Raw genomic sequence first — 21,958 nt, forward strand, 5'->3', positions numbered from 1 at the left:
CCTTGGTTACCATAGTGTTTCCCGTTTTTATTTGGTGGGCCATCAACGTGGCAAAGAGCAGTGATTCAAAACAAATTGATATCTTCTCTCAAGACAAGCAACAGCTGGCGTATTCACAGTTGTGTAACGCTCTGTATGAACGAGAGTTGCTTGCCCTTGCACACCTTTCTGAATCGCAAGTACCTACACTTCAACACAAACTGACAAACTTGTCTAAGCATGTAAAACGCACCGCAGATCATCTTCTCAACGCAAACGCCCCCATTAACGTTGATATTCACAATGCCAGCTGGCAAGCCAAACAAGTAGCTAAATGCCCCGCCTCTGATTGGGATGCCGCTAAAACAGAGAGCTGGTTTATTAAACACGCCAGTATGGGTATCGCTGTGCCGGTGTATGTTAATAACAATGGCGTAGAGCACATTGAGTTAGACTCTATAGACAGAATTGATCAGCATCAAAGCCGCTTGCATTGCAATAAATTTCGCTGGTTCCATTTCAATGGGCAACCTGCAAATGAATCCGCGTCTACACTCAAGCGTGTGTTGCACCCAACTAAATCTACTATGGTCGCTGCATGTTGTGGTCATGTATGGAATCACAAAGGGCGTGCACAACCTCGTCCCCTCACACTGCGTGAATTGTTATTGTCTAGCACCATCAATTGGAAGACATTTCGTTGACGATTTTAGGACATAAGTAATGATTGCCTTGTACTTTTGCTTGTGCTGTAATCATGAAAATTAAAACAGTTAAAACAAATAGTTAATTTGCATTGTTAGAATAAAAATATCTAAAAACACCACATGCAAACAGGAGGTCGTATGCGTTATGTGAACCTGCTTATTTTGGGTTTAATATCTGCTGTAACGCTTTATGGATGCGGAAGTGGCAATTCAACCGATTCCTCTCGTTCTCAGCAAACTTCGCCTACTACACCGCCTTCAGACAACATTGCTTCCGCAGAACCAATAGACAAAGATGTGGCATTATTAATGATTGGAAATAGCCACACTACCGCAAATGGATTGCCTTTGATGGTAGGGAAGCTGATGAAACAAGCACTCCCAGACAAACGCATCTTAGTTGACTACGCGCCTACCATTGCATTTCTCTATCAACATTTAGATGAATCTACGACGCTTCGAAAATTTGAGTCTCGCCAATGGACTCACGTTACGCTGCAAGCACAGCGCTACTCTCAAAGTCAATCAGTTGATTACCCGACAGACGCTGCCAAAGCATGGGTGGACAAAATCACCGAACAAGGTGGAATGGCGGTATTCTTTCCAGAATGGCGACAATGGGGACGCGGATGGGAAGGCGAATATTTACATCAACTCTACAGTAGTATTGCGGATCAAGCTCCGGCTTGTGTTTCACCTGTTGGCATGGCATGGGATATCGCCTCATCTATACGCCCTGATTTAACGCTTCATGCGCCTGATGGCAACCATGCAAATCTTACGGGATCTTTGCTCGCAGCATTGGTTATCACTGAAACTATCAGTCAATATCCAGCAGACCTGCTAACGCCAGATGAAACCATAGATGTGAGTCCAGACGTTCAAGATTTTTTAGGCCAGGTAGCATCACAAGCGCTAAAAGAATACCCCGCTTGTGAAAGGCTAAACAACTAACGTCTGGTGCTAGGTGCATTGCTGATTAGCAATTGAATATAAAAAAGATAAGCGTAAATCAAACGTGTCACTTGAGTAAAAAAAGTATAAGCATATACCGATTAACTATTAAAAAACTTGTTAACTTTTATTGACGTTTAAAAGTAAATCGCGCTTTAATGAATGCAGAAGAACATTTTATGCACTGAATGAGTTACCAAGCGCGACAAACTAAAAGCAGCAAACACAGATACGTTATATTGATATGAACATGAAGTCGTTACTCCTTATTACCCTACTCCTCATGGCAGCAAGACTGCACGGGTAGGTTGTAAATAAAAAACGACCACATTCAGCAAAAACCCGTGCAAAAGCACGGGTTTTTTCGTTTTAGGCCAACGGCAACGTCACATTGAAGGACAACACTATGAGCAATCAGGTTAAGATTTTCGACACCACATTACGTGATGGTGAGCAGGCACTCCCTGCCAGTTTAACAGCGAAAGAAAAACTCCAGATTGCTTTAGCGCTGGAACGGTTAGGGGTAGACATTATCGAAGCCGGTTTTCCGGTCTCATCGCCTGGTGATTTCCAATCAGTCCAGAGTATCGCCCAAAACGTAAAAACGGCCACCGTAGCAGGTCTCGCAAGAGCTTTACCCCAAGACATTGACGCCTGCGGAGAAGCGCTAAAGGTAGCCGAACGATTTCGAATCCATACATTCATTGCCACGTCCGATATCCACGTTGATGCAAAATTACGTAAATCTCATGACGAAGTGGTTGAAATGGCTGTTAAGGCAGTAAAGCACGCGCGGAGGTACACTGATGATGTTGAGTTTTCATGTGAAGACGCAGGCAGAACACACATAGATTATTTATGCCGAATGGTAGAAGCCGCGATTCGCGCTGGCGCAACAACCGTCAATATTCCTGATACGGTGGGTTACACCACCCCCACAGAGTTCGGAGGCATCATTCAGCAGTTATTCAACCGCGTCCCAAATATTGATAATGCGGTGATTTCAGTTCATTGCCACAATGATTTAGGACTCGCTGTAGCCAATTCACTGGCCGCTGTAGAACAGGGAGCACGTCAGGTAGAGTGTACCATTAACGGTATTGGTGAGCGCGCAGGCAACTGCTCATTAGAAGAAATCGCGATGATATTACAAACCCGTCAACACATGTTGGGTTTACAAACCCGCATTCGCTCGCAAGAAATTCATCGCACGTCTAAATTGGTTAGCCAACTTTGCAATATGCCTGTGCAGGCCAACAAAGCCATTGTCGGCGCCAATGCATTTAGCCACTCATCAGGTATTCATCAGGATGGCGTTTTAAAAGCCCAGAACACATACGAAATCATGACACCTGAAAGTGTCGGCATCAACAAAAACAACCTGAACCTCACCTCACGTTCAGGCCGCCATGTCATTAAGCATCGTTTACACGAACTAGGTTATCAGGAGCATGATTTTGATTTAGAAGCCGTTTACGATGCATTTTTAAAACTGGCGGACAAAAAAGGGCAAGTATTCGATTATGATTTAGAAGCCTTGTTATTTTTTGACCAACAGAAACATCAACAAGCACACTACCAACTCATGTACCTGCACGCCAATTCAGGACGCGAGATCATTCCCAGCGCTACCGTAAAAATGCGCGTAGGTGAACACGAAGTTACGGAATCTTCTGTCGGTAACGGCCCAGTAGATGCCGCCTTCAACGCCATTATCAAAGTGCTAGGGCACGATGATCTACAGATCGTCGATTTTAAATTAGATTCAAAAGGTGAAGGTGCAGATGCACTCGCTCAAGTGAGTGTCGTCGCAGAGTACAAAACACGTCGATTCAACGGAATCGGCTTGGCCACCGACATTGTTGAGGCTGGCGTGAAAGCGCTTGTTTACGTACTTAACAATACATATACCGCCGATCAGATCGATCAACAAAAACGTCAACAGCAGCATGTTGCTGGTGTGTAAAAAATAAAAAGGAAGGAATAACCATTATGCGCCAACACGCTATCGCTGTATTAGCCGGAGACGGCATCGGCCCAGAAGTTATGCATGAAGCCCTAAACGTGTTAGAGGCAATCAGTCAAAAATCAGGTTTTTCAATTACCCTCAATCAATTTGATGTCGGCGGGTGCGCGATAGACAAACACGGTCATGCGCTTCCGCAAGCGACGCTCAAAGGGTGCGAACAAGCCGATGCCATTTTATTTGGCTCCATAGGCGGGCCCAAATGGGACTCTTTGCCGTTGGAGCAACGCCCTGAAAGAGCGGCATTACTTGCATTACGAAGCCACTTTGACTTGTTCAATAACCTTCGCCCAGCCAAGATTTATCCGGGGCTTGAGCATCTGTCTCCTCTTCGCGCTGACATCGCCGCATCAGGCTTTGATGTTTTGGTTATGCGTGAACTCACCAGCGGGATCTACTTTGGTCAACCCAAAGGTATCGATGGCGAAGGCGAATCGCAGGTTGCCTATGACACCATGCGATACAGCTATGGCGAGATTGAGCGAATCGCAACCCAAGCGTTTGAAGCTGCAAGACTACGAGACAAAAAAGTGACGTCAGTCGATAAAGCCAACGTACTGATGTGCAGCCGATTATGGCGAGAGGTCGTAGAAAAAGTCGCACTGCGCTACCCCGACGTTACGCTAGAGCATATGTATATCGACAACGCCACAATGCAACTATTGAAAGTACCACAGGCATTCGATGTCATGCTTTGCTCAAATATGTTTGGTGACATCATCTCCGACGAGTGCGCCATGATCACAGGCTCTATGGGGCTCCTACCTTCAGCCAGTTTGAACGCAGCAGGGTTTGGTCTTTACGAGCCCGCAGGGGGGTCGGCCCCCGACATCGCGGGCAAAGGTATTGCTAACCCTATCGCACAAATATTATCGGCAAGCATGATGCTTCGATATAGCCTTCAAGAACATGAAGCAGCAGATGCCATTGACGATGCCGTAAGTGCGGCACTGAACGAAGGCATATTGACCGCCGAACTACTGCCATTTGAACAGCGCCATCTTGCTCACTCTACTCAAGATGTAGGTAACTTTATCGTAAACGCCATTATGAGTAAGGAATAACCACCATGGCTCAAACCTTATATGACAAAATCTGGGCATCGCATATTGTCGATCAAATCGGTGAAGACAGCCTTTTGTATATTGATCGTCACTTAATACATGAAGTGACTTCCCCCCAAGCCTTTGCAGGATTAGACGACAAACAGCGTAATGTAAGGCGTCCCGACAAAACCTTTGCCACCATGGATCACAGTATTTCGACGCGATCTTTGGCGATTGACGCATGCGGACCAGATAATAAACGACAACTGCAAACCCTGATGAATAACTGTGAAAAACATGGCATTGCTTTGTTTCCCGTTGGTCACAGTAAACAAGGCATTGTTCACGTCATCGGTCCTGAACTTGGCCTAATTTTACCTGGCATGACGGTTGTATGCGGCGACTCTCATACAGCAACCCATGGTGCGTTTGGGGCCTTGGCGTTCGGCATCGGTACCTCTCAGGTAGAACATGTATTTGCGACACAAACACTGAAGCAAACTAAAGCAAAAAGTATGCGCGTAACCATAGACGGTACACTTGCTGCTGGAATAACCGCCAAAGACATTGTGCTTGCAATTATCGGCAAAATCGGCCACGCGGGCGCAACAGGGCACGTTATCGAGTATGCCGGTGAAGCCATTCGTGCTCTGTCGATGGAAGCGCGCATGACCATTTGCAATATGAGCATCGAGGCGGGTGCAAAAGCTGGATTAATCGCACCAGATAATATCACCTTTGACTATATTCAAGGTCGTGATTATGCCCCTAAAGGCGAGAGTTGGGATGCGGCGCTTGCCTACTGGCATACATTGCATTCTGACGCCGATGCTACATTTGATGTTGAAGTGACGTTGCCAGCGGAAGAGATTGGCCCACAAGTGACTTGGGGAACCAATCCCGGTCAGGTGATTGATATTAATACCCCCATTCCCGCTCCTGCCGACTTTGTAGATCATGTTGAAAAAGAAGCCGCACAAAAAGCGCTAACCTACATGGGATTAACCGCAGGCCAACGTTTATCTGACATTGCCGTAAGCCATGTATTTATTGGTTCATGCACCAATAGTCGCATTGAGGATTTACGTGCTGCAGCAGATGTAGTAAAGCGAGGTAAAGTAGCCCCCTCGGTAAAAGCTATTGTCGTGCCTGGCTCAGTCAGCGTAAAACAGCAAGCTGAAGCAGAAAAGCTTGATGAAGTCTTTAAGCAAGCAGGGTTTGAATGGCGTTTGCCAGGTTGTTCAATGTGCCTAGGTATGAACGACGATTTACTAAAAGCAGGTGATCGTTGCGCTTCCACTAGCAACCGCAACTTCGAAGGACGACAAGGCCGCGGCGCGCGCACGCACTTGGTCAGCCCCGCTATGGCGGCGGCCGCAGCTTTGCATGGTCACTTTGTCGATATTCGTAATTTACCTCAACAATAAGGAGACGCTATGACAGGTATATCTTCACATTCAGGTACGGCGGTTCCTCTAGACCAAGCAAACGTCGACACCGATCAAATCATTCCAAAACAGTTCCTAACTGCCGTCAGTCGAGTGGGGTTTGGGAAACACTTATTTCATGATTGGCGTTATTTGGACTTGTACGAGAAAGAACCCAACCCTGACTTTGTGCTTAATAAACCGGAGCATCAACAGGCAAGTATTTTATTAAGCAGAGAAAACTTTGGCTGTGGTTCAAGCCGTGAGCATGCCCCTTGGGCACTAGGTGATTATGGTTTTAAAGTTATTATTGCTACCAGCTTTGCTGATATTTTTTACGGGAATTGCATTAATAACCAACTACTACCTATTCAATTAAACGAACAAGACATAGATAGCCTATTTTCACTCGTGTCAGACGATCCATTGATATCTATAACGGTAGACCTACCAACACAAACCGTTGTGTGTAACGGAAATACCTATGATTTTGAGATTGAAGCCCATCATAAGCACAACTTAATAAATGGGTTAGATGCGATTGGATTAACGCTAGAAAAACTTGAAAAAATAGAACAATTTGAAGATTGTCAACCGTCTTGGCTACAGCAACAAAACTAGGGCTTCACGTCCGATGAAAGTCTATTTACACCGCCTCTTCAATGTATGTTTTCAAAGAGGCGGACGCATATTGAGTTGTTGATGTGAGCTCGCTTTCTGTTCTCACACCATTTAAAACGATGCTGAATAATTTGACCGATACATTACTCGATTTTTAAGCGTTCTTGATAAGGCGGCCACCCTAAAGGTTTGCCAGCCAAAACATGCAAATGAATATGATAAACCGTTTGTCCACCAAATTCGTTGCAGTTCATCACAGCACGATAGCCCTGCTCTGCAAACCCTAACTCGTTTGCGATTTTTGCCGCCACCCAATATAGGTGCCCGACGATTTCACGGTCATTTTCTTGAATATCATTAATCGTCGCTATCGGTTTTTTAGGTATCACCAAAAAATGCGTGGGTGCTTGTGGATTAATGTCATTAAACGCCAGCGCGATATCATCTTCATAGATAATTTCTGCGGGGATTTCCTTTGCAATAATCTTACTAAAAATCGTGTCACTCATACGTTATTCCCTCGTGTAAAACGCCCAATTAATCAATTGGGCTTCCAAGCGTATTTACGCTGACTCACCAATAGATAATGCCCAAAATTATCGCGCCAAGTAACAGTCTGTAAATCACAAACGGCAACATGCCAATACGCGAAATCCAATTGAGGAACAAATAAATACACAAATATGCACTAAAAAAACTTAAGACCGCACCGTAAATAAGCACATTCCAATCGACGTCTGTGGGAGATTGCACGAGGTCATAGGTAATCAGCACCCCCGCCCCTAAAATAACAGGAATCGACAATAAAAATGAAAATCGCGCTGCACTCTCACGGTTTAACCCTAACATCAATCCAGCAGTCATGGTAATGCCACTTCTTGATGTACCCGGAATCATCGCTAGTACTTGGGCTAAACCAATAATTAAGGCAGACTTCCACGTAATTTCATATACATTCTTACGTAGTTTTGCTGTTGCATCGGCATACCAAAGCAATAAACCAAACCCGATGGTAGTGCAGGCAATAACCAGTGCCGAGCGTGCATAAACCTCAATATAAGACTTAAACAAAAACCCCATAACAATAGCAGGGATTGTCGCCAATATGACCCACCAGGCTAATTTGCTGTCATCAGTTTGCTGTTTAGTAAAACCGTGCGACAGCCAGGCAACTAACATGCGCCCAATATCTTCACGAAAGTAAATCACCACAGCCAATAAACTGCCTACGTGTACAGCGACATCAAAGGCCAAACCTTGATTTGTCCAACCAAGCAACACAGACGGCAAAATAAGGTGAGCAGAACTGGATATTGGTAGAAACTCTGACAACCCTTGAATTAGGGCAAGAATAATGATTTCAACAATACTCATGGCAGTGTGTCACTCCAGTTAAAATCAATCGCCCATAACTTTTGCTTCGGATTGTGATAGTGCTTCCACATATCACTTAAGCGGGTATCGGTAACAGGATGAATCATTTCTGGTGCTAATTCGCTAAGGGGTAATAGCACAAACGCATTGGTGCAAATCTCATCACGCGGCAATTGAACAGGCGCATCGCATACGACACGGTCGTAGAATAAAAGATCTAAATCGAGTGTACGAGGAGCAAACTTTTTCTCGCCTCGCTGACGCCCATTCTCAGACTCAATCCCTTTCAAGGTCGCTTCTACCTCTTCTAAAGATTTGTCAGTCGCCGCCTTTACCACCAAATTGTAAAATGGATTGCCGTTGAATCCGACCGCTTCGCTTTCGTAAACAGTTGACACTTCAACGTTTTCAAATTCGGACAATAGCGCCCTCACGCCATTTCGGGTGTTAGTTTCCCTATCAACATTACTGCCAACACTAATATATATTTGATGCATCAGACTCAGGCTTCTCGGGTCATTTGAACCGCCACTTTTTGGGCGTTATCCAGAATATTGGGCTTGGTTAATGTAAGGGTGACATTTAACAGTGGATAGGTTGCCATAAGCGTATCGATAAGCTTTCCTGCAAGAGCTTCCAATAGTTGAAAATCGCTATCAAGTGCTACCTTCTCTAACAACTCGGCCGCCTTGGCGTAATCAACGGTATCGTTGACATCATCCGATTGGGCCGCTTTAGATAAATCGAGCTGCATAACAATGTCGACTAACAGTGGCTGTTTAGACTCCCGCTCCCAATCGTACACGCCGATTAAGGCATTAATTTTTAGCCCCTGTATTATTATTTTATCCATTTTTTAGCCCGCGAATTAACAAAGCCTGTATTGTCGCTAATTTTTCAGCAGGTGGCTAGAGCAACACAAAAACCAATTTAGCAAAACGACGTAATAGAAATAGAGGTAGTACCTTTTTTGCACATAAAACAACTGGTTCGGGTTGTTGTTTTCTCATCAACCGATTAGGATATCTTCATTTAATTGAGGCGATACGTCTTTTCTGTTCTTAAGGCAACGCTATGACTGCACTGACAATTTTGCTGCTCGTCAGCGCTTATCTCATTGGGTCGATTTCCAGTGCCATTCTGATCTGTCGTCTATTCAAACTTCCAGACCCAAGAGAACATGGCTCATCAAATCCTGGCGCGACCAACGTGTACAGGCTAGGGGGAAAAATTCCCGCAATCATGGTACTGGTGTTTGATATCCTCAAAGGCACCATTCCTGTCTGGGGCAGTTACTTTCTGGGTATTGAAGCGTTTTACTTAGGCCTTATTGCCGTTGCGGCGTGCTTAGGGCATATTTTCCCCTTATTTTTTGGCTTCAAAGGAGGAAAAGCCGTTGCTACCGCCTTTGGTGCCATGCTTCCTATAGGCTTAGGATTAGCAGGACTGCTCATTGTGTCTTGGGGATTTGTCGTCTACTTAACTGGCTATTCATCATTGGGCGCCATTGTTGCAGTGTCACTGGCCCCCCTGTTTACATTCTGGATTAAACCTGCATATACCATTCCTGTAGCGATGCTATCTGCTCTGATTATCTTGCGACATAAAGATAACATTGTGCGTTTAATCAAAGGACAGGAAGGCAAAGTCGCTAAAAAGCGCCGCCTTCCGAAACCTGAATAGTTCGCGTACGAAAACCAGTTCTCTGTTTACAGAGGCGGCAGTTCGTCTAAAGGCCAACGTGGTTTAGCCTGCGCTGACAAGGGCGATGTTTGACCTGCTTTTAAGCGCTGAAGGCCAGCATAGGCAATCATTGCGCCGTTATCCGTGCAAAATGCAAGCTGAGGATAAAACACTTCCCCGCCAATTTTGTCCATTAAAACAGCGAGCTGTTCTCTCAGCATTCTGTTGGCGCTCACTCCGCCAGCAATAACTAATCGCTTCAAGCCCGTTTCTTTGAGCGCGCGACGACACTTTATCGACAGCGTATCTACAACGGCTTCCTGAAACGCATACGCAATGTTTGCTCGCGCCGCGTCATCATCACCGGCGTCACGAATAGTATTGGCAGCAAAGGTTTTAAGCCCACTGAAACTAAAATCTAAACCAGGGCGATCTGTCATAGGTCGCGGAAAAGAATAGTGCCCTGGTTCGCCCGAATCAGCCAACTTTGCCAATAACGGCCCACCCGGATAGTCCAATCCGAGTAATTTGGCGGTTTTATCGAAGGCTTCACCAGCGGCATCGTCAACCGACTCGCCTAGCACCTCGTATTCACCAATACCTTCTACCTTAACCATCATTGAATGACCACCAGACACCAAAAGCGCCACAAAGGGAAAAGCGGGTTTAGGATCGTCTAGCATTGGTGCAAGCAAGTGCCCCTCCATGTGATGTACGCCAATAGCAGGTTTGTTCCACGCGAATGCCAAACTGCGAGCCACCGAAGATCCCACAAGAAGCGCGCCGACTAAACCGGGGCCTTGTGTAAACGCGATACCGTCAATATCATCCTTTGTACAATTCGCGTCTTTCATTGCCTTTTGAATCAGCGGCACTAATTTTCTTACATGATCACGTGATGCTAGCTCTGGGACTACGCCGCCATAATCCGCATGCAACTTTACCTGACTGTATAATTCATGAGATAGTAGCCCTAACTCATCATCAATAATCGCTACACCTGTTTCATCACAGGACGTTTCGATACCTAATACACGCATTGATGTGCCTTCTTGACCTTAGAAAATTGACGGGAAGTTTACCGTTTCAATCAGGATTTCGCCAATTATTCGTAGTCTGGGCTTTACTTTGCTGTCAGATATGATTAAAATTCCGCACCATTTTTAACCGCACCGGTTATTTTTTGAGCTGGTAGAAAACAAATTTATTTTGAGGTGAGATTTTAATGCCAATCGTTAAAGTAAGAGAAAACGAACCATTTGACGTAGCTCTACGTCGCTTCAAGCGTTCATGTGAAAAAGCAGGTATCCTTTCTGAAGTTCGTCGTCGTGAGTTCTTCGAAAAGCCTACTTGGGAACGTAAGCGCAAGAAAGCGGCTGCTAAAAAGCGTCACTTGAAGAAGTTGGCTCGCGAAAACGCTCGTCGCATCAAATTGTACTAATCTCGCCCTGTAGCACCGTCATGCGGTGCTACTTGGTTTAGGCCTGGCTTTCCAAAGAGTTTATTTCATGTCATTGCTTGAAAATCTTAAGAACGCGCAAAAAGACGCAATGCGTGCCAAAGACAAACTACGTTTAGGCACAATTCGCATGGCGCTTGCGGCGGTTAAGCAGAAAGAAATCGACGAAAAAGTCGAAGTCACTGACGAAGACGTTGTTGCTCTTCTCACCAAAATGGTTAAACAGCGTAAAGACGCCGCTAGCCAGTTTGAAGCAGCAAATCGTCAAGATCTCGCAGATAATGAAATCGCTGAAATTGCCGTGCTGCAGGACTTTTTGCCTCAGCCCTTAACCGAGAGCGAGCTAAATGCCCTCATTGACGAAGCTATGTCTGCAACAGGTGCCAATGGCATGCAGGATATGGGTAAAGTGATGGGTTGGCTAAAGCCAAAAGTACAAGGGCGCACTGACATGGGTAAGCTAAGTGGCCAGATTAAAGGAAAGCTAACGGCATAAGCTGCAATTAGCATTCTGCCTGAGCCGCGATATCTGTTTCTCAGTATTCGCACAAAATAAAAATAAACAAGCCGCACATCTTAGATGTTGCGGCTTGTTTGTTTGCACTGCTAAAGTAACGACTCCACGTTTTTTATAAAGCATTATGGCCGGAAGAATACCACGCGACTTCATTGATGATATCATCGCCCGAACAGACATCGTCGACATTGTCGATAACCGCGTTCGGTTAAAAAAAGCAGGTAAGAATTATCAGGCCTGTTGCCCTTTTCACAACGAAAAAACGCCATCATTTACCGTCAGTCAGGATAAACAGTTTTATCACTGCTTTGGGTGTGGTGCTCACGGCAATGCGATTTCCTTTATTATGGAATTTGATCGCCTAGAATTTCCTGAGGCCATCGAAGAGCTCGCCTCTTTTCACGGTATAGATGTTCCAAGAGAAAAAGGGCAAGGTCAGCCGGATCCTAATAAACGCGCTCAGCTCGAAGATGATTTTGCGCTTATGGAGCAGGTGTCACGTTTCTTTCAACAGCAGCTCCGGCAACATCCAGAAAAAGATAAAGCCGTTGAATACCTCAAAAGTCGTGGTCTCAGTGGTGAAATTGTTAAACAGTTCGATATCGGATTTGCCCCACCAGAATGGGATGGCGCACTTACGGTTTTTGGCAGTACCCCCGAAAAACAGCAACAGTTACTTGATTTAAAGTTAATTACAGAAAACGATAAACGTCGACGATACGACTTTTTCCGTGATCGCATTATGTTTCCCATCAGAGACAAACGTGGCAGAGTGATTGGCTTTGGTGGGCGCGTGCTGGAAGAGGGCGGCCCAAAGTACCTGAACTCACCAGAAACGCGCATATTCCACAAAGGACAAGAGTTATACGGCTTCTATCAAGCCAAGCAAGCTAACCGAAAATTAACACGACTTATGGTTGTGGAAGGCTACATGGATGTAGTGGCCCTTGCACAGTTTGGTATTCAGTATGCAGTTGCAGCATTAGGCACCTCAACAACGCCCGAGCATGTACAAATGTTATTTAGGGCAGTGCCTGAAGTCATTTGCTGTTATGACGGTGACCGAGCAGGCCGAGAGGCTGCTTGGCGTGCACTTGAAAACGCCCTCCCCTACTTAAAAGATGGCGTACAAATGCGCTTTCTGTTCTTACCCGATGGAGAAGATCCAGACAGTTTAATCAGAAAAATAGGAAGAGAGGCATTCGAGCAAACGCTCGATAACGCCGTACCGCTATCTGAATTTTTCTTTGAAAACCTTACCCAGCGTCACCATATAGGTACACAAGAAGGGAAAGCTGCACTAAGACAAGAAGCCCTTGGTTATATTGAGCAGATAAAGGCAGATAATTTGTCGGCTCTGCTTCAGGAAGAACTCGATATAAAAACCCGCGGGCACCTTGCGTCTGCACAGGCAGTTAATCGGGATATGGGCTCGGTTAAGAAGTTCGACAGTAGCCGTCCAGTGCGTACCGCAATATCACCGGTTCGCAAATTGATACGACTATTACTATTGAGACCACAACTGGCAACCAGTAATCCAGAAGTGAATCCTCAGCCATTAGACGAACAACTTAGCCAGGGTCTAAAAATATTAAAGAAGCTGCATCACTTCTGTATGCAAAATGCATCAGCACATACTGGCCTCGTGCTGGAATATTTTCGAGATGATCCAGATGGAAAACACTTAAATAAGTTGCTTCATGCTGATCACGATGCTGATGAGACAAACCCAGACAAATTATACAAAGACAGCTTTAGTCGATTGATTGAACAACAATTGCACGCAAGGTTTGAACAACTTCGCGTAAAAAACAGTCTAACTGAGGATGAAAAAAGAGAGTTTATGCTGTTAAGTCAGACCAAAATGACCTATACAACAGAGTAGACTGTCAGATGCAAATGAAGGTGTACAGGAAAACACCAATAAAGGCTAGCCGAAAGAGGGGCGTTTCTGCTATACTGGTTAATTCGCTAACGCCTCACAGCAAGCATAGAATTTAGCCGTTAAAACGTGACTTTGAGCGCCAAAATATTGGGGTATAAACACGGTTTAACGCATTTTTAACTGATTTAACACATGTAGGTTATATGGTGCAAAGCAAGCAGTCTCAGATAAAACTTCTCATAGCGAAAGGCAAAGAGCAAGGCTACTTAACATTTGCCGAAGTTAACGATCACCTTCCTCAGGATATCGTTGACTCCGATCAGATTGAAGACATCATTCGTATGATTAACGACATGGGTATTCAGGTGTTTGAATCAGCACCTGATTCCGATGAATTGTTGATGGCAGAAACAACGGCAGATGAAGAAGTTGCAGAGGCTGCGGCCCAAGCTTTGGCTACCGTTGAGAGTGAAATCGGTCGTACAACTGATCCTGTGCGCATGTACATGCGTGAAATGGGTACAGTAGAACTATTGACGCGAGAAGGCGAGATCGAAATTGCCAAGCGCATCGAAGAAGGGATTAATCAGGTTCAGTGTAGTGTTGCTGAGTATCCTGAGGCAATCACATACCTACTTGATCAATGGGACTTGTATGAAGCAGAAGAAATTCGCCTGAGCGATATTATTCTTGGCTTTGTTGATCCTAACGACGAGCAAGATCTTGCGCCTACTGCGACTCACATCGGTTCTGAATTGTCAGAAGAAGAACTGGAAGATGAAGACGACGACGATAGCGATGATGACGATGATTCAGAAGACGATGACAACAGCATCGATCCTGAATTAGCACGCGAAAAGTTTGCAGAACTTCGCGTTCAGTACGACAAAACTCGTGATGTTATCAATGCTAAAGGTCGCGCGCACAAAGACGCAAAAGCGCAAATTGAGCAGCTTAGTGAAGTCTTCAAAGAGTTCCGTTTAGTACCTAAGCAATTTGATCGCATGGTGAAAAACATGCGTGAAATGATGGATAAAGTACGTGTTCAAGAGCGTATTGTCATGAAGCATTGTGTGATGCACGCGAAAATGCCGAAGAAAGAATTCATCAAAATTTTTGCAGGAAATGAAACCAGTTCTGACTGGTTAAACGCCGCTCTGACGTCTGGCGCAGCCTATGCGGCAGAACTGAAAAACCATCAAGAAGATATTGAGCGTGCTATTTCGAAGATGAATCAGGTAGAAGAAGAAACTGGCCTGAACATTGAAGATATCAAAGACATCAACCGTCGTATGTCAATCGGTGAAGCGAAAGCGCGTCGAGCGAAAAAGGAAATGGTTGAAGCTAACCTGCGTCTTGTTATCTCAATCGCGAAGAAATACACCAACCGTGGTCTTCAATTCTTGGATCTGATTCAAGAAGGGAATATTGGTCTAATGAAAGCGGTTGATAAGTTCGAATATCGTCGTGGTTACAAATTCTCGACATACGCTACATGGTGGATTCGTCAGGCTATTACGCGTTCAATCGCAGATCAGGCAAGAACAATTCGTATTCCAGTGCATATGATTGAAACGATCAATAAATTGAATCGTATTTCACGCCAAATGCTTCAAGAAATGGGCCGCGAGCCAACGCCTGAAGAATTGTCGGAGCGTATGCTAATGCCTGAAGACAAGATCCGCAAAGTATTGAAGATTGCAAAAGAGCCAATCTCAATGGAGACACCAATCGGTGATGATGAAGATTCACATCTTGGTGACTTTATTGAGGACAGCACGATTGTGCAGCCTCTTGATTCAGCGACCGGCGGTAGCTTGAAAAACGCAACACAAGAAGTCCTTGCGGGTCTAACCGCCCGTGAAGCGAAAGTATTGCGTATGCGTTTTGGTATCGATATGAACACTGACCACACGTTAGAAGAAGTGGGCAAACAGTTCGACGTAACCCGAGAGCGTATTCGTCAGATAGAGGCCAAAGCTTTGCGTAAACTTCGTCACCCGAGCCGCTCTGAGCAACTACGTAGCTTCTTGGACGAGTAAACGTCTTGTATTCGATAGATTTTAAAAAAGCAGCCTGAGGCTGCTTTTTTTGTGTGTCACAGTGTATCTCTTTGATCATGCGGCATCATTCCCGTCAACCATTGCTATTAATACGAAAATATTCGACTAAGCTGAATAGAAACGGAATTTAATGAGACAACAGGAGTATCTCGTGCGCGAAAGCAATAAAAAAAGTAGGAAATTCAAAATAGGTTTGAGTGCCGCTTTCGGCGTTAGCGTAGCTATTGCCACAAAAAGCCTGGCCACCGGCATATCTGTTGGATTTATGTCGGGCCTAGTGTTGTTGCTATGGCACTATCTAGAGATTATCCGAACACGCAAAAAATAGAAAGAGGCAGGTACACAAATTTGTTACAGGGCCTAATCAAGGCCTGACCAGACAAACAAAATCCTATTCACTCGTCTTTCGGCTCACCACTTATAGTTGGATTGTATTCATAACAAGAAATGGCTAAAAACGATAGCAGGTTTTGTGTAACCTTTATTCATTCTATCGTTAAATCGTATTTAGTTCGGCCACATGAGGCTAATGTGGCCGACAGATGGATTTATTGAATCCCTATGTTTTTAAAGCCAAGCTCTTTATTGCTAGCTTCAAATCCTAGTTTAAGAATATGGCCGTAATGCAGATCAACGCCATAAAAAACGACTTTCACTCTCGCTTCAACTCCTTGAGGTAAGTCTAGGTTTCGACCATAACGCTCAACTTTTTGGCCACCACGGTACATGTCGTAATCATTGAATATTGCCCCATCTTTCATGACGAGTCGCCAGCTGTCAGCATCAACTCGGCGTTGGCCGCGGCGATTCTTCACTACAACATAACAAGAAATAGTATCGGCTTCTCGTTGACACGCTCTGTGGGCGAACTCCACCCCCTTATGATACAAACTCCCATGTTGTGCGGTAACCCTTGGAAGCCCCTCAGTAAAGTCGGGGCTGTTATATTCCATACCAATCAAAAAGAAGGTAAAACACGAGGCGATGAATACGAGAGGAGAAGTAATAAAAAATGTTATTTTATTTTTTAGATACGAGGACACCAAAATGGCAATAGCAAAAAAGAAAACCAGTGCCCCTATTAACACCAATACATATTCAGGTCGAATAACACCATACAAATAGGTAAGCGGATCAGGAAATACATACTGCACCACTGCCCACAACACGCCAAGTATTCCGACTACAAACGAAAGTATCACTTTCAATGCACTTGAGGATTTCACCTCTTCAGCTACGACACTATTTTCCATATACAGCCTATTTTTATTATTAAGTGGGCTGCATTCTAGTCAAAAAACGAGGGTGCTTCGAGCATTTTTTTACTCCATTGTAAGCCTACCAGTTCTGTTACCCAAAATACCGTCGTGGCGTATTACGTCATGAATGGCGTTGCGCTTGCAACGGGACTCTACTAAACCCGATGCTAACTCGCCTCATTTAGGTTCGCCTAACTCGCCAAGGCGGGTTAACACGATTATCGCCCGCCCAATACAGTTTAATTAGATTACCTGCGGGATCTCTGACTATCGCCTCACGCCACAAGTAAGGCTGATGGTGAGGGAGTTGTTCAAATTCAATGCCTTTTTGTTGCAACCTGTTACATAGCATATCTAATGCTTCATGTTCAAAATACACGACGGTTGGATTCGGGGTGCGCTGATCTGTCAGGCTCAATGAGAATGTTGCACCACCGTCTTCACAATAAAATCGAACATAATGGTCAGTATCAACAATTAGCTCAAAGCCGAGAGTGACATAAAATGCTTTAGACGCTGCCATATCTGTAGCCGGTATGGTCACTTGGTTCATGTTCATAGGGTTACTCCTTGTTTTACGACTCTTTAGGTCATGCAGTAGTTATCACACATCCACTCAGCAAAGTCTTATTGGAAAGAACGAACAGGGTAATCGTAAATTTTCATTGTCTTCTTTACTGCTCGTCGACTATTTTTGAAGCTATGCGGTTGAAATTAAAACAAACGCCATCAGATGTATGAATAACAGGGTTGTTTTTCGCAACCTGAATTTATAGCAATTTGAGATACCTTGGATTGTTTTTGCAAACGAAAGGAGAGCAATGTGACAGAGATCGATATTGGAATTAACAAAGCAAATCGTGAAAAAATCGCGGAGGGCCTCACCAAGCTTCTGGCAGACTCATACACCCTATATTTGCAAACCCACAATTTCCACTGGAACGTAACTGGCCCGCAGTTTCGCGAGCTACACCTTATGTTTGAAGAGCATTATACAGAACTGGCAACGGCAGTAGACGACATTGCTGAACGTATTCGTACGCTCGACTTTCCGGCTCCTGGCACGTACAAGGAGTTCGTTCGATTAAGCTCGATAGAAGAAGTTGACGGTGTGCCAGAAGCGTCCGACATGGTACGAATTCTGACAAAGTCTCACGAGCAAGTGGTTAAAACGGCACGTGAAGTATTGGCACTGGCACAAGATGCAGATGATGAATCATCGGCTGCTTTGGTGGGCGACAGAATGAGTATTCACGAAAAAACCGCGTGGATGCTGCGAGCAATGAGTAAATAGTATCGCTCGCGCTTCGTATTCACTTAAAATGCGAATATGAATCGCAATGCAAAGGGGCAGACCGTAATGTCGCGTTCTGCCCTTTTCAATTCTACTCGGTTAAATCGTCGTACAGAGTTTTCGATTCCACAGATTCTGGTTATTGCGAAACGAAAAATAGTCGTATGGTTGCCAGCACCGAGGAATCAATTCTGCCGCTCCACGCTGCTCAAAGTCATGGTAAAGCTTACTGAGTATTTCCTTAAGACGTTCAGGGCTGACACGCTGTAATTTTTTACGCGTATTGGGAAAATACAAATTTCGCTCAACAGAAATACGGGCATCGTTGCCAAACGCAATGTATTCTAAATTTCGCGTCACAAGACGGCATTGCGGGACTTTGGGGTTTTGCGGATTTAGCCCAGTTACAATTGCATATTCATAACGATCTAAATCTCTATCCTGATCATCTTTTGGTATGTACGCAATACCGTAACCTTGAGGGAAATACCCCACAATTTCCACCAGCTTTTCAGCTGCCGCAACATCAACGGCACCTTTTTTTGCAACTTGCTCAAGCAATAATGCAGCTTTTGGAAGCTCTCTGACGTCGTAGCCGGCTTTCGTTGATAAAATCACCGAGGTGTATATTTGAGGTACCTTAATAAGATTGCCAAGACCTTGTTTTGGCTTTATCGCATCGTTTAACATGGTGCGAATAAACACCAGCTTGGCTTTTTCTCTTTCTTTAAAGGCTTTACGTTCGGTTTTGTCATCGCCACGATAAGGCAGCGCGCCCAACCCATGACTCATGTAATCAAGAGAGTGCTTATGGTTGAGCTTCAACATTTGGATACGATCATCGCCTTCGAGTAACCGAAATTCGTCTAGATCGCCCTTCGGCCCTTTTAACAGCTTCACAGCATCTAAATGCAGCATCCCCACATCCTGATAAATTGACGCCATCATAACTGGGATGACCACTTCTCTTTGAAACTCGGTTAAATCATCCTCAGGGTTTTCAGGATATCGTCTATCGGCTTCGTAATGCTGCAAAATATACTTGTTAGTTATCATGCCTGCGGTAAGCAATTTATCAAGCAAGCGAACAGCCAATACCGCTTTATACATCGGTTTAAAGCGTTGATGCGCTACTTGTAAACGTGGACCATCACCTGGCGATAACAGCAAAATTGTGCCTAATAATTTCGCTGAATTTTGAGCCGTTTCAGCGCCATTTGTGCCCTCTGAAAGCCGTATAAGACGGGTACAAATGTCGATGCACTTGTCTAAGCGTTTGACACGGTCGTTTTCAATCGACTGTTTCAAGCTGGCTAATTTTGCTTCAGCCGCCTCAAGCTGTTGTTTAGCCGCTTTAGACTTTGTCCAACTGGCGGTTTCCACTTCCTTTTTTGCTTCGTCAACCTTCGCGACTTGAAGTGCAACTCGTGCTTTGTCATCGTCTTGAATGCCAAAAAAAATAGACGCTTGTTCATACAGGGAATCCTTTACCTGTGTATCTGAGTAGATAAGGTTTTTAATATCGATCACACTTTGTGTAAAGGTCGATGCTCCTGCAGGTCCAAACATAACTGCTAATTTTTCTCCATATAAACAAATATTTAAGGAAAGATAACGACGCTCGCCTACGCTCAAAGAATAGTATATTAAGTGACGAATTAAGTGTAGCGTAGTCACCAAGCAAATGAAATTAATGCAAAAAATAACCAAATGTTACCCTTTAAAAACCCGTGTTTAGGTATGTTTTTTCCCTAATAGGTAGTATTTGCTTGATCTTTACATCCCTTTTGAGGGTAAAATAAAGTAACACATACGAAATGTTTTAACGTTTTTCACACCAACCACGACGACCTTCTCTCAGATGATGTTCGGTGAACCCATTGCGAGACGGTACATTAAAACAATAACAAACATTCAGTAAGTGTGATTTTATGATCGGCCAAAAGACTATTATTGAGCCCAAACAAGCAAGGAGTAAGCGCACGCAACAAAAGCTCCTTGACGCATTGCATAGTTGTTTGGAAGAGAAGTTTTTCGAGAATATCAGTATTCAAGAAATTGCTCAGCGTGCAGACGTCTCCGTCGGTTCTTACTATCGACGGTTTAGGAATAAAGAGTCTTTGCTGCCCATGTTATATGACGATTTCAGCAATGACCTTGAGGCATGGATCGCTTCATTAGAAGTTAAACACTATGGCAATCTTCACGATGCTATTTATTCAGTGAATAAGGAAATTTGGGCATTTTTAGACAGTAAACGCAGCGTACTGCGAACACTGCATATTAATGCTCGTATCTATCCTGATTTTGTTGATAATGGGCGTTTACAACGCCGCCGTGAAGAGTACGAACGAATTGCTCAGGTTATATTGCGCTATCGCGATGAAATGACCACAACATCCGCTAAATCAGCGGTTTCTATGGTGATTCATACGTGCGTAAATGGCATTTTAGATAAAGTGCTATACCCTGATTTAACCCCTGCAATTGCGTCAGGACATAGCATAGAAGAATACGTGCAAACGCTATCTGAAATGCAATACAAATACCTGACCTAGGTATTCAAGTCAGTTCCGCATTACCTTATACACATTATAAGGTAATGCGCCTTATCGCTTATTATTCAGCTGTATATTGCTCACACAGCCATCATACTCGTCTAAATTATCCATTCTTTGATCTAGTTCAATAAAATTGTCACAAACAAGGTTTATTTTATCAGCCAATTCGTATTCGTCCTTTTCACTTCATTTTGGGGGCGTATTCAACACGAATTTTTCGGGGTGACACTGTCACCCCTTTTTTAGGCCATTTGCATGCCTAATCACCTTTCATAACGCCCAGAATCTCTGCATACTAGCGTTAAACCTATATTCAAATCAGATTCTTATGAGCAACGAAATCACACAAAAGCAAGCCTTGCGGTACAACCGTCAAATTGTATTACCCCAAGTGGATCTCGCTGGGCAAGAAGCCATATTAAATGCACATGTGGGTATTGTTGGATTAGGTGGATTGGGTTGTGCGTGCGCGCAAGTACTGGCAGCGAGTGGCATAGGTACATTGACTCTTATTGATGATGACCATGTTGAAATCACTAATATCTCTCGTCAAGTGCTGCATCTAGAAGCAGACGTAGGCAAAGCCAAAGTACAATCTGCGGCAGAAAAACTGGTGCAAATCAATCACGACATCTCACTGAAACAGTATGAATCTCGACTTGAAAACAGCAACATTGAGCAATGCCTCAAAGGGTGCGATATCATCATTGATTGCAGCGATAACATGGCAACACGCCAATTAATAAATACCTATTGTGTTAGGCAACAGCGGCCCCTTATCGTCGGTGCAGCCATTCGTTTTGAAGGACAAATTAGTAGTTTTTTGCCCGATGCAAAATCTCCTTGCTATCATTGTATGACACACAATATTGACGCACAGATGTTATCTTGCACCGAAACGGGCGTGCTGTCTCCTCTAGTGGCCATTATTGGCGCGATGCAAGCACACGAGGCACTCCGCATGCTGGCAAATATTGGTCAGGCGCTCAATGGGAGGTTGCTCTGCTTCGACGGGTTATATATGGAATGGCGGGAGATGCACATCGCGCCATTAAAAGGCTGCCCGGTTTGCCAGCTCAAACAAGCAGACTCGCGCTAATTTA

General features: G+C 44.4%; 22 protein-coding genes. 14 read left to right on the forward strand and 8 right to left on the reverse strand.

Translation table 11 applies throughout. The features are described from left to right. Positions 1-47: 47 nt before the first annotated feature. From OE749_RS01315 to leuD, 6 genes are all read left to right on the forward strand, one after another. Positions 48-683 (forward strand): hypothetical protein, encoded by a 636-nt coding sequence (locus OE749_RS01315; protein ID WP_263710534.1) that lies wholly within the window; start codon positions 48-50, stop codon positions 681-683. A 141-nt stretch (positions 684-824) separates the two neighbouring features. Continuing rightward, positions 825-1,640 carry a hypothetical protein gene (locus OE749_RS01320; RefSeq protein ID WP_263710535.1) on the forward strand — a complete coding sequence of 272 codons (816 nt, stop codon included), beginning with the start codon at positions 825-827 and terminating at the stop codon, positions 1,638-1,640. Between the two features lie 406 nt (positions 1,641-2,046). Continuing rightward, complete coding sequence (gene leuA / locus OE749_RS01325) at positions 2,047-3,606, forward strand: 2-isopropylmalate synthase (protein WP_263710537.1); 1,560 nt, start codon at positions 2,047-2,049, stop codon at positions 3,604-3,606. 26 nt (positions 3,607-3,632) lie between these two features. Further along, positions 3,633-4,730: a 3-isopropylmalate dehydrogenase gene (gene leuB / locus OE749_RS01330; protein ID WP_263710538.1), complete on the forward strand. Its 1,098-nt coding sequence runs from the start codon at positions 3,633-3,635 to the stop codon at positions 4,728-4,730. Between the two features lie 5 nt (positions 4,731-4,735). Continuing rightward, on the forward strand, positions 4,736-6,139 hold the full coding sequence (leuC, locus tag OE749_RS01335; protein ID WP_263710539.1) for a 3-isopropylmalate dehydratase large subunit: 1,404 nt from the start codon (positions 4,736-4,738) through the stop codon (positions 6,137-6,139). Positions 6,140-6,148: 9 nt separating this feature from the next. After that, positions 6,149-6,760 carry a 3-isopropylmalate dehydratase small subunit gene (gene leuD / locus OE749_RS01340; RefSeq protein ID WP_263710540.1) on the forward strand — a complete coding sequence of 204 codons (612 nt, stop codon included), beginning with the start codon at positions 6,149-6,151 and terminating at the stop codon, positions 6,758-6,760. Between the two features lie 143 nt (positions 6,761-6,903). On the opposite strand, the gene OE749_RS01345 is transcribed toward leuD, so the two are convergent. The 4 genes from OE749_RS01345 to folB all read right to left on the reverse strand — a co-directional run bounded on the left by OE749_RS01345 (position 6,904) and on the right by folB (position 8,987). Beyond that, positions 6,904-7,269, reverse strand: a complete 366-nt coding sequence (locus OE749_RS01345) for a histidine triad nucleotide-binding protein (RefSeq protein WP_263710541.1) — start codon at positions 7,267-7,269, stop codon at positions 6,904-6,906. A gap of 64 nt (positions 7,270-7,333) precedes the next feature. Continuing rightward, positions 7,334-8,134 carry an undecaprenyl-diphosphate phosphatase gene (locus OE749_RS01350; RefSeq protein ID WP_263710542.1) on the reverse strand — a complete coding sequence of 267 codons (801 nt, stop codon included), beginning with the start codon at positions 8,132-8,134 and terminating at the stop codon, positions 7,334-7,336. Continuing rightward, complete coding sequence (gene folK / locus OE749_RS01355) at positions 8,131-8,631, reverse strand: 2-amino-4-hydroxy-6-hydroxymethyldihydropteridine diphosphokinase (protein ID WP_263710543.1); 501 nt, start codon at positions 8,629-8,631, stop codon at positions 8,131-8,133. Before folK ends, OE749_RS01350 begins: the two co-directional genes overlap by 4 nt. A 5-nt stretch (positions 8,632-8,636) precedes the next feature. Next, positions 8,637-8,987, reverse strand: a complete 351-nt coding sequence (gene folB / locus OE749_RS01360) for a dihydroneopterin aldolase (RefSeq protein ID WP_263710544.1) — start codon at positions 8,985-8,987, stop codon at positions 8,637-8,639. 221 nt (positions 8,988-9,208) lie between these two features. Here folB and plsY point away from each other — a divergent pair, with 221 nt between their 5' ends. Next, positions 9,209-9,817 carry a glycerol-3-phosphate 1-O-acyltransferase PlsY gene (gene plsY / locus OE749_RS01365; protein WP_263710545.1) on the forward strand — a complete coding sequence of 203 codons (609 nt, stop codon included), beginning with the start codon at positions 9,209-9,211 and terminating at the stop codon, positions 9,815-9,817. Positions 9,818-9,843: 26 nt separating this feature from the next. On the opposite strand, the gene tsaD is transcribed toward plsY, so the two are convergent. Then, entirely contained in the window at positions 9,844-10,857 is a 1,014-nt protein-coding gene (tsaD, locus tag OE749_RS01370; protein ID WP_263710546.1) for a tRNA (adenosine(37)-N6)-threonylcarbamoyltransferase complex transferase subunit TsaD, read from the reverse strand. Between the two features lie 185 nt (positions 10,858-11,042). Here tsaD and rpsU point away from each other — a divergent pair, with 185 nt between their 5' ends. From rpsU to rpoD, 4 genes are all read left to right on the forward strand, one after another. Beyond that, positions 11,043-11,258 (forward strand): 30S ribosomal protein S21, encoded by a 216-nt coding sequence (rpsU, locus tag OE749_RS01375; RefSeq protein ID WP_263710547.1) that lies wholly within the window; start codon positions 11,043-11,045, stop codon positions 11,256-11,258. A 67-nt stretch (positions 11,259-11,325) separates the two neighbouring features. Beyond that, positions 11,326-11,772 (forward strand): GatB/YqeY domain-containing protein, encoded by a 447-nt coding sequence (locus OE749_RS01380; RefSeq protein WP_263710548.1) that lies wholly within the window; start codon positions 11,326-11,328, stop codon positions 11,770-11,772. Between the two features lie 145 nt (positions 11,773-11,917). Continuing rightward, positions 11,918-13,678: a DNA primase gene (gene dnaG, locus OE749_RS01385; RefSeq protein WP_263710549.1), complete on the forward strand. Its 1,761-nt coding sequence runs from the start codon at positions 11,918-11,920 to the stop codon at positions 13,676-13,678. 203 nt (positions 13,679-13,881) lie between these two features. Beyond that, positions 13,882-15,720: an RNA polymerase sigma factor RpoD gene (gene rpoD, locus OE749_RS01390; RefSeq protein WP_263710550.1), complete on the forward strand. Its 1,839-nt coding sequence runs from the start codon at positions 13,882-13,884 to the stop codon at positions 15,718-15,720. 569 nt (positions 15,721-16,289) lie between these two features. Here the strand turns inward: rpoD and OE749_RS01395 are convergent. Together OE749_RS01395 and OE749_RS01400 are read right to left on the reverse strand one after the other, a co-directional pair. Then, a complete protein-coding gene (locus OE749_RS01395; protein WP_263710551.1) occupies positions 16,290-16,994 on the reverse strand; it encodes a hypothetical protein in 705 nt (234 codons plus the stop codon). Positions 16,995-17,181: 187 nt separating this feature from the next. Further along, a complete protein-coding gene (locus OE749_RS01400; protein WP_263710552.1) occupies positions 17,182-17,559 on the reverse strand; it encodes a VOC family protein in 378 nt (125 codons plus the stop codon). 264 nt (positions 17,560-17,823) lie between these two features. Between OE749_RS01400 and OE749_RS01405 the strand changes: the two genes are divergently transcribed. Further along, positions 17,824-18,294, forward strand: coding sequence for a Dps family protein (locus tag OE749_RS01405; RefSeq protein ID WP_263710553.1), 471 nt, complete (start codon positions 17,824-17,826; stop codon positions 18,292-18,294). 99 nt (positions 18,295-18,393) lie between these two features. Here the strand turns inward: OE749_RS01405 and OE749_RS01410 are convergent, their stop codons facing one another. Then, entirely contained in the window at positions 18,394-19,863 is a 1,470-nt protein-coding gene (locus tag OE749_RS01410) for a hypothetical protein (protein WP_263710554.1), read from the reverse strand. 362 nt (positions 19,864-20,225) lie between these two features. Here OE749_RS01410 and OE749_RS01415 point away from each other — a divergent pair, with 362 nt between their 5' ends. Together OE749_RS01415 and OE749_RS01420 are read left to right on the forward strand one after the other, a co-directional pair. Further along, on the forward strand, positions 20,226-20,852 hold the full coding sequence (locus OE749_RS01415) for a TetR/AcrR family transcriptional regulator (protein WP_263710555.1): 627 nt from the start codon (positions 20,226-20,228) through the stop codon (positions 20,850-20,852). A 331-nt stretch (positions 20,853-21,183) separates the two neighbouring features. Beyond that, a complete protein-coding gene (locus tag OE749_RS01420; protein ID WP_263710556.1) occupies positions 21,184-21,954 on the forward strand; it encodes a HesA/MoeB/ThiF family protein in 771 nt (256 codons plus the stop codon). The last annotated feature ends 4 nt before the right edge of the window (positions 21,955-21,958 follow it).

Origin of the sequence: Fluctibacter corallii (assembly GCF_025751585.1) — a bacterium.
Lineage (GTDB): Bacteria > Pseudomonadota > Gammaproteobacteria > Enterobacterales > Alteromonadaceae > Fluctibacter_A > Fluctibacter_A corallii.

What these genes read in the sequence shown, in the direction of transcription:
- OE749_RS01320 (WP_263710535.1), top strand. Translation starts at nt 825, where the DNA reads ATGCGTTATGTGAACCTGCTTATTTTGGGTTTAATATCTGCTGTAACG.
- leuA (WP_263710537.1), top strand. Translation starts at nt 2,047, where the DNA reads ATGAGCAATCAGGTTAAGATTTTCGACACCACATTACGTGATGGTGAG.
- leuB (WP_263710538.1), top strand. Translation starts at nt 3,633, where the DNA reads ATGCGCCAACACGCTATCGCTGTATTAGCCGGAGACGGCATCGGCCCA.
- leuC (WP_263710539.1), top strand. Translation starts at nt 4,736, where the DNA reads ATGGCTCAAACCTTATATGACAAAATCTGGGCATCGCATATTGTCGAT.
- leuD (WP_263710540.1), top strand. Translation starts at nt 6,149, where the DNA reads ATGACAGGTATATCTTCACATTCAGGTACGGCGGTTCCTCTAGACCAA.
- OE749_RS01345 (WP_263710541.1), bottom strand. Translation starts at nt 7,269, where the DNA reads ATGAGTGACACGATTTTTAGTAAGATTATTGCAAAGGAAATCCCCGCA.
- OE749_RS01350 (WP_263710542.1), bottom strand. Translation starts at nt 8,134, where the DNA reads ATGAGTATTGTTGAAATCATTATTCTTGCCCTAATTCAAGGGTTGTCA.
- folK (WP_263710543.1), bottom strand. Translation starts at nt 8,631, where the DNA reads ATGCATCAAATATATATTAGTGTTGGCAGTAATGTTGATAGGGAAACT.
- folB (WP_263710544.1), bottom strand. Translation starts at nt 8,987, where the DNA reads ATGGATAAAATAATAATACAGGGGCTAAAAATTAATGCCTTAATCGGC.
- plsY (WP_263710545.1), top strand. Translation starts at nt 9,209, where the DNA reads ATGACTGCACTGACAATTTTGCTGCTCGTCAGCGCTTATCTCATTGGG.
- tsaD (WP_263710546.1), bottom strand. Translation starts at nt 10,857, where the DNA reads ATGCGTGTATTAGGTATCGAAACGTCCTGTGATGAAACAGGTGTAGCG.
- rpsU (WP_263710547.1), top strand. Translation starts at nt 11,043, where the DNA reads ATGCCAATCGTTAAAGTAAGAGAAAACGAACCATTTGACGTAGCTCTA.
- OE749_RS01380 (WP_263710548.1), top strand. Translation starts at nt 11,326, where the DNA reads ATGTCATTGCTTGAAAATCTTAAGAACGCGCAAAAAGACGCAATGCGT.
- dnaG (WP_263710549.1), top strand. Translation starts at nt 11,918, where the DNA reads ATGGCCGGAAGAATACCACGCGACTTCATTGATGATATCATCGCCCGA.
- rpoD (WP_263710550.1), top strand. Translation starts at nt 13,882, where the DNA reads ATGGTGCAAAGCAAGCAGTCTCAGATAAAACTTCTCATAGCGAAAGGC.
- OE749_RS01395 (WP_263710551.1), bottom strand. Translation starts at nt 16,994, where the DNA reads ATGGAAAATAGTGTCGTAGCTGAAGAGGTGAAATCCTCAAGTGCATTG.
- OE749_RS01400 (WP_263710552.1), bottom strand. Translation starts at nt 17,559, where the DNA reads ATGAACATGAACCAAGTGACCATACCGGCTACAGATATGGCAGCGTCT.
- OE749_RS01410 (WP_263710554.1), bottom strand. Translation starts at nt 19,863, where the DNA reads ATGTTTGGACCTGCAGGAGCATCGACCTTTACACAAAGTGTGATCGAT.
- OE749_RS01415 (WP_263710555.1), top strand. Translation starts at nt 20,226, where the DNA reads ATGATCGGCCAAAAGACTATTATTGAGCCCAAACAAGCAAGGAGTAAG.
- OE749_RS01420 (WP_263710556.1), top strand. Translation starts at nt 21,184, where the DNA reads ATGAGCAACGAAATCACACAAAAGCAAGCCTTGCGGTACAACCGTCAA.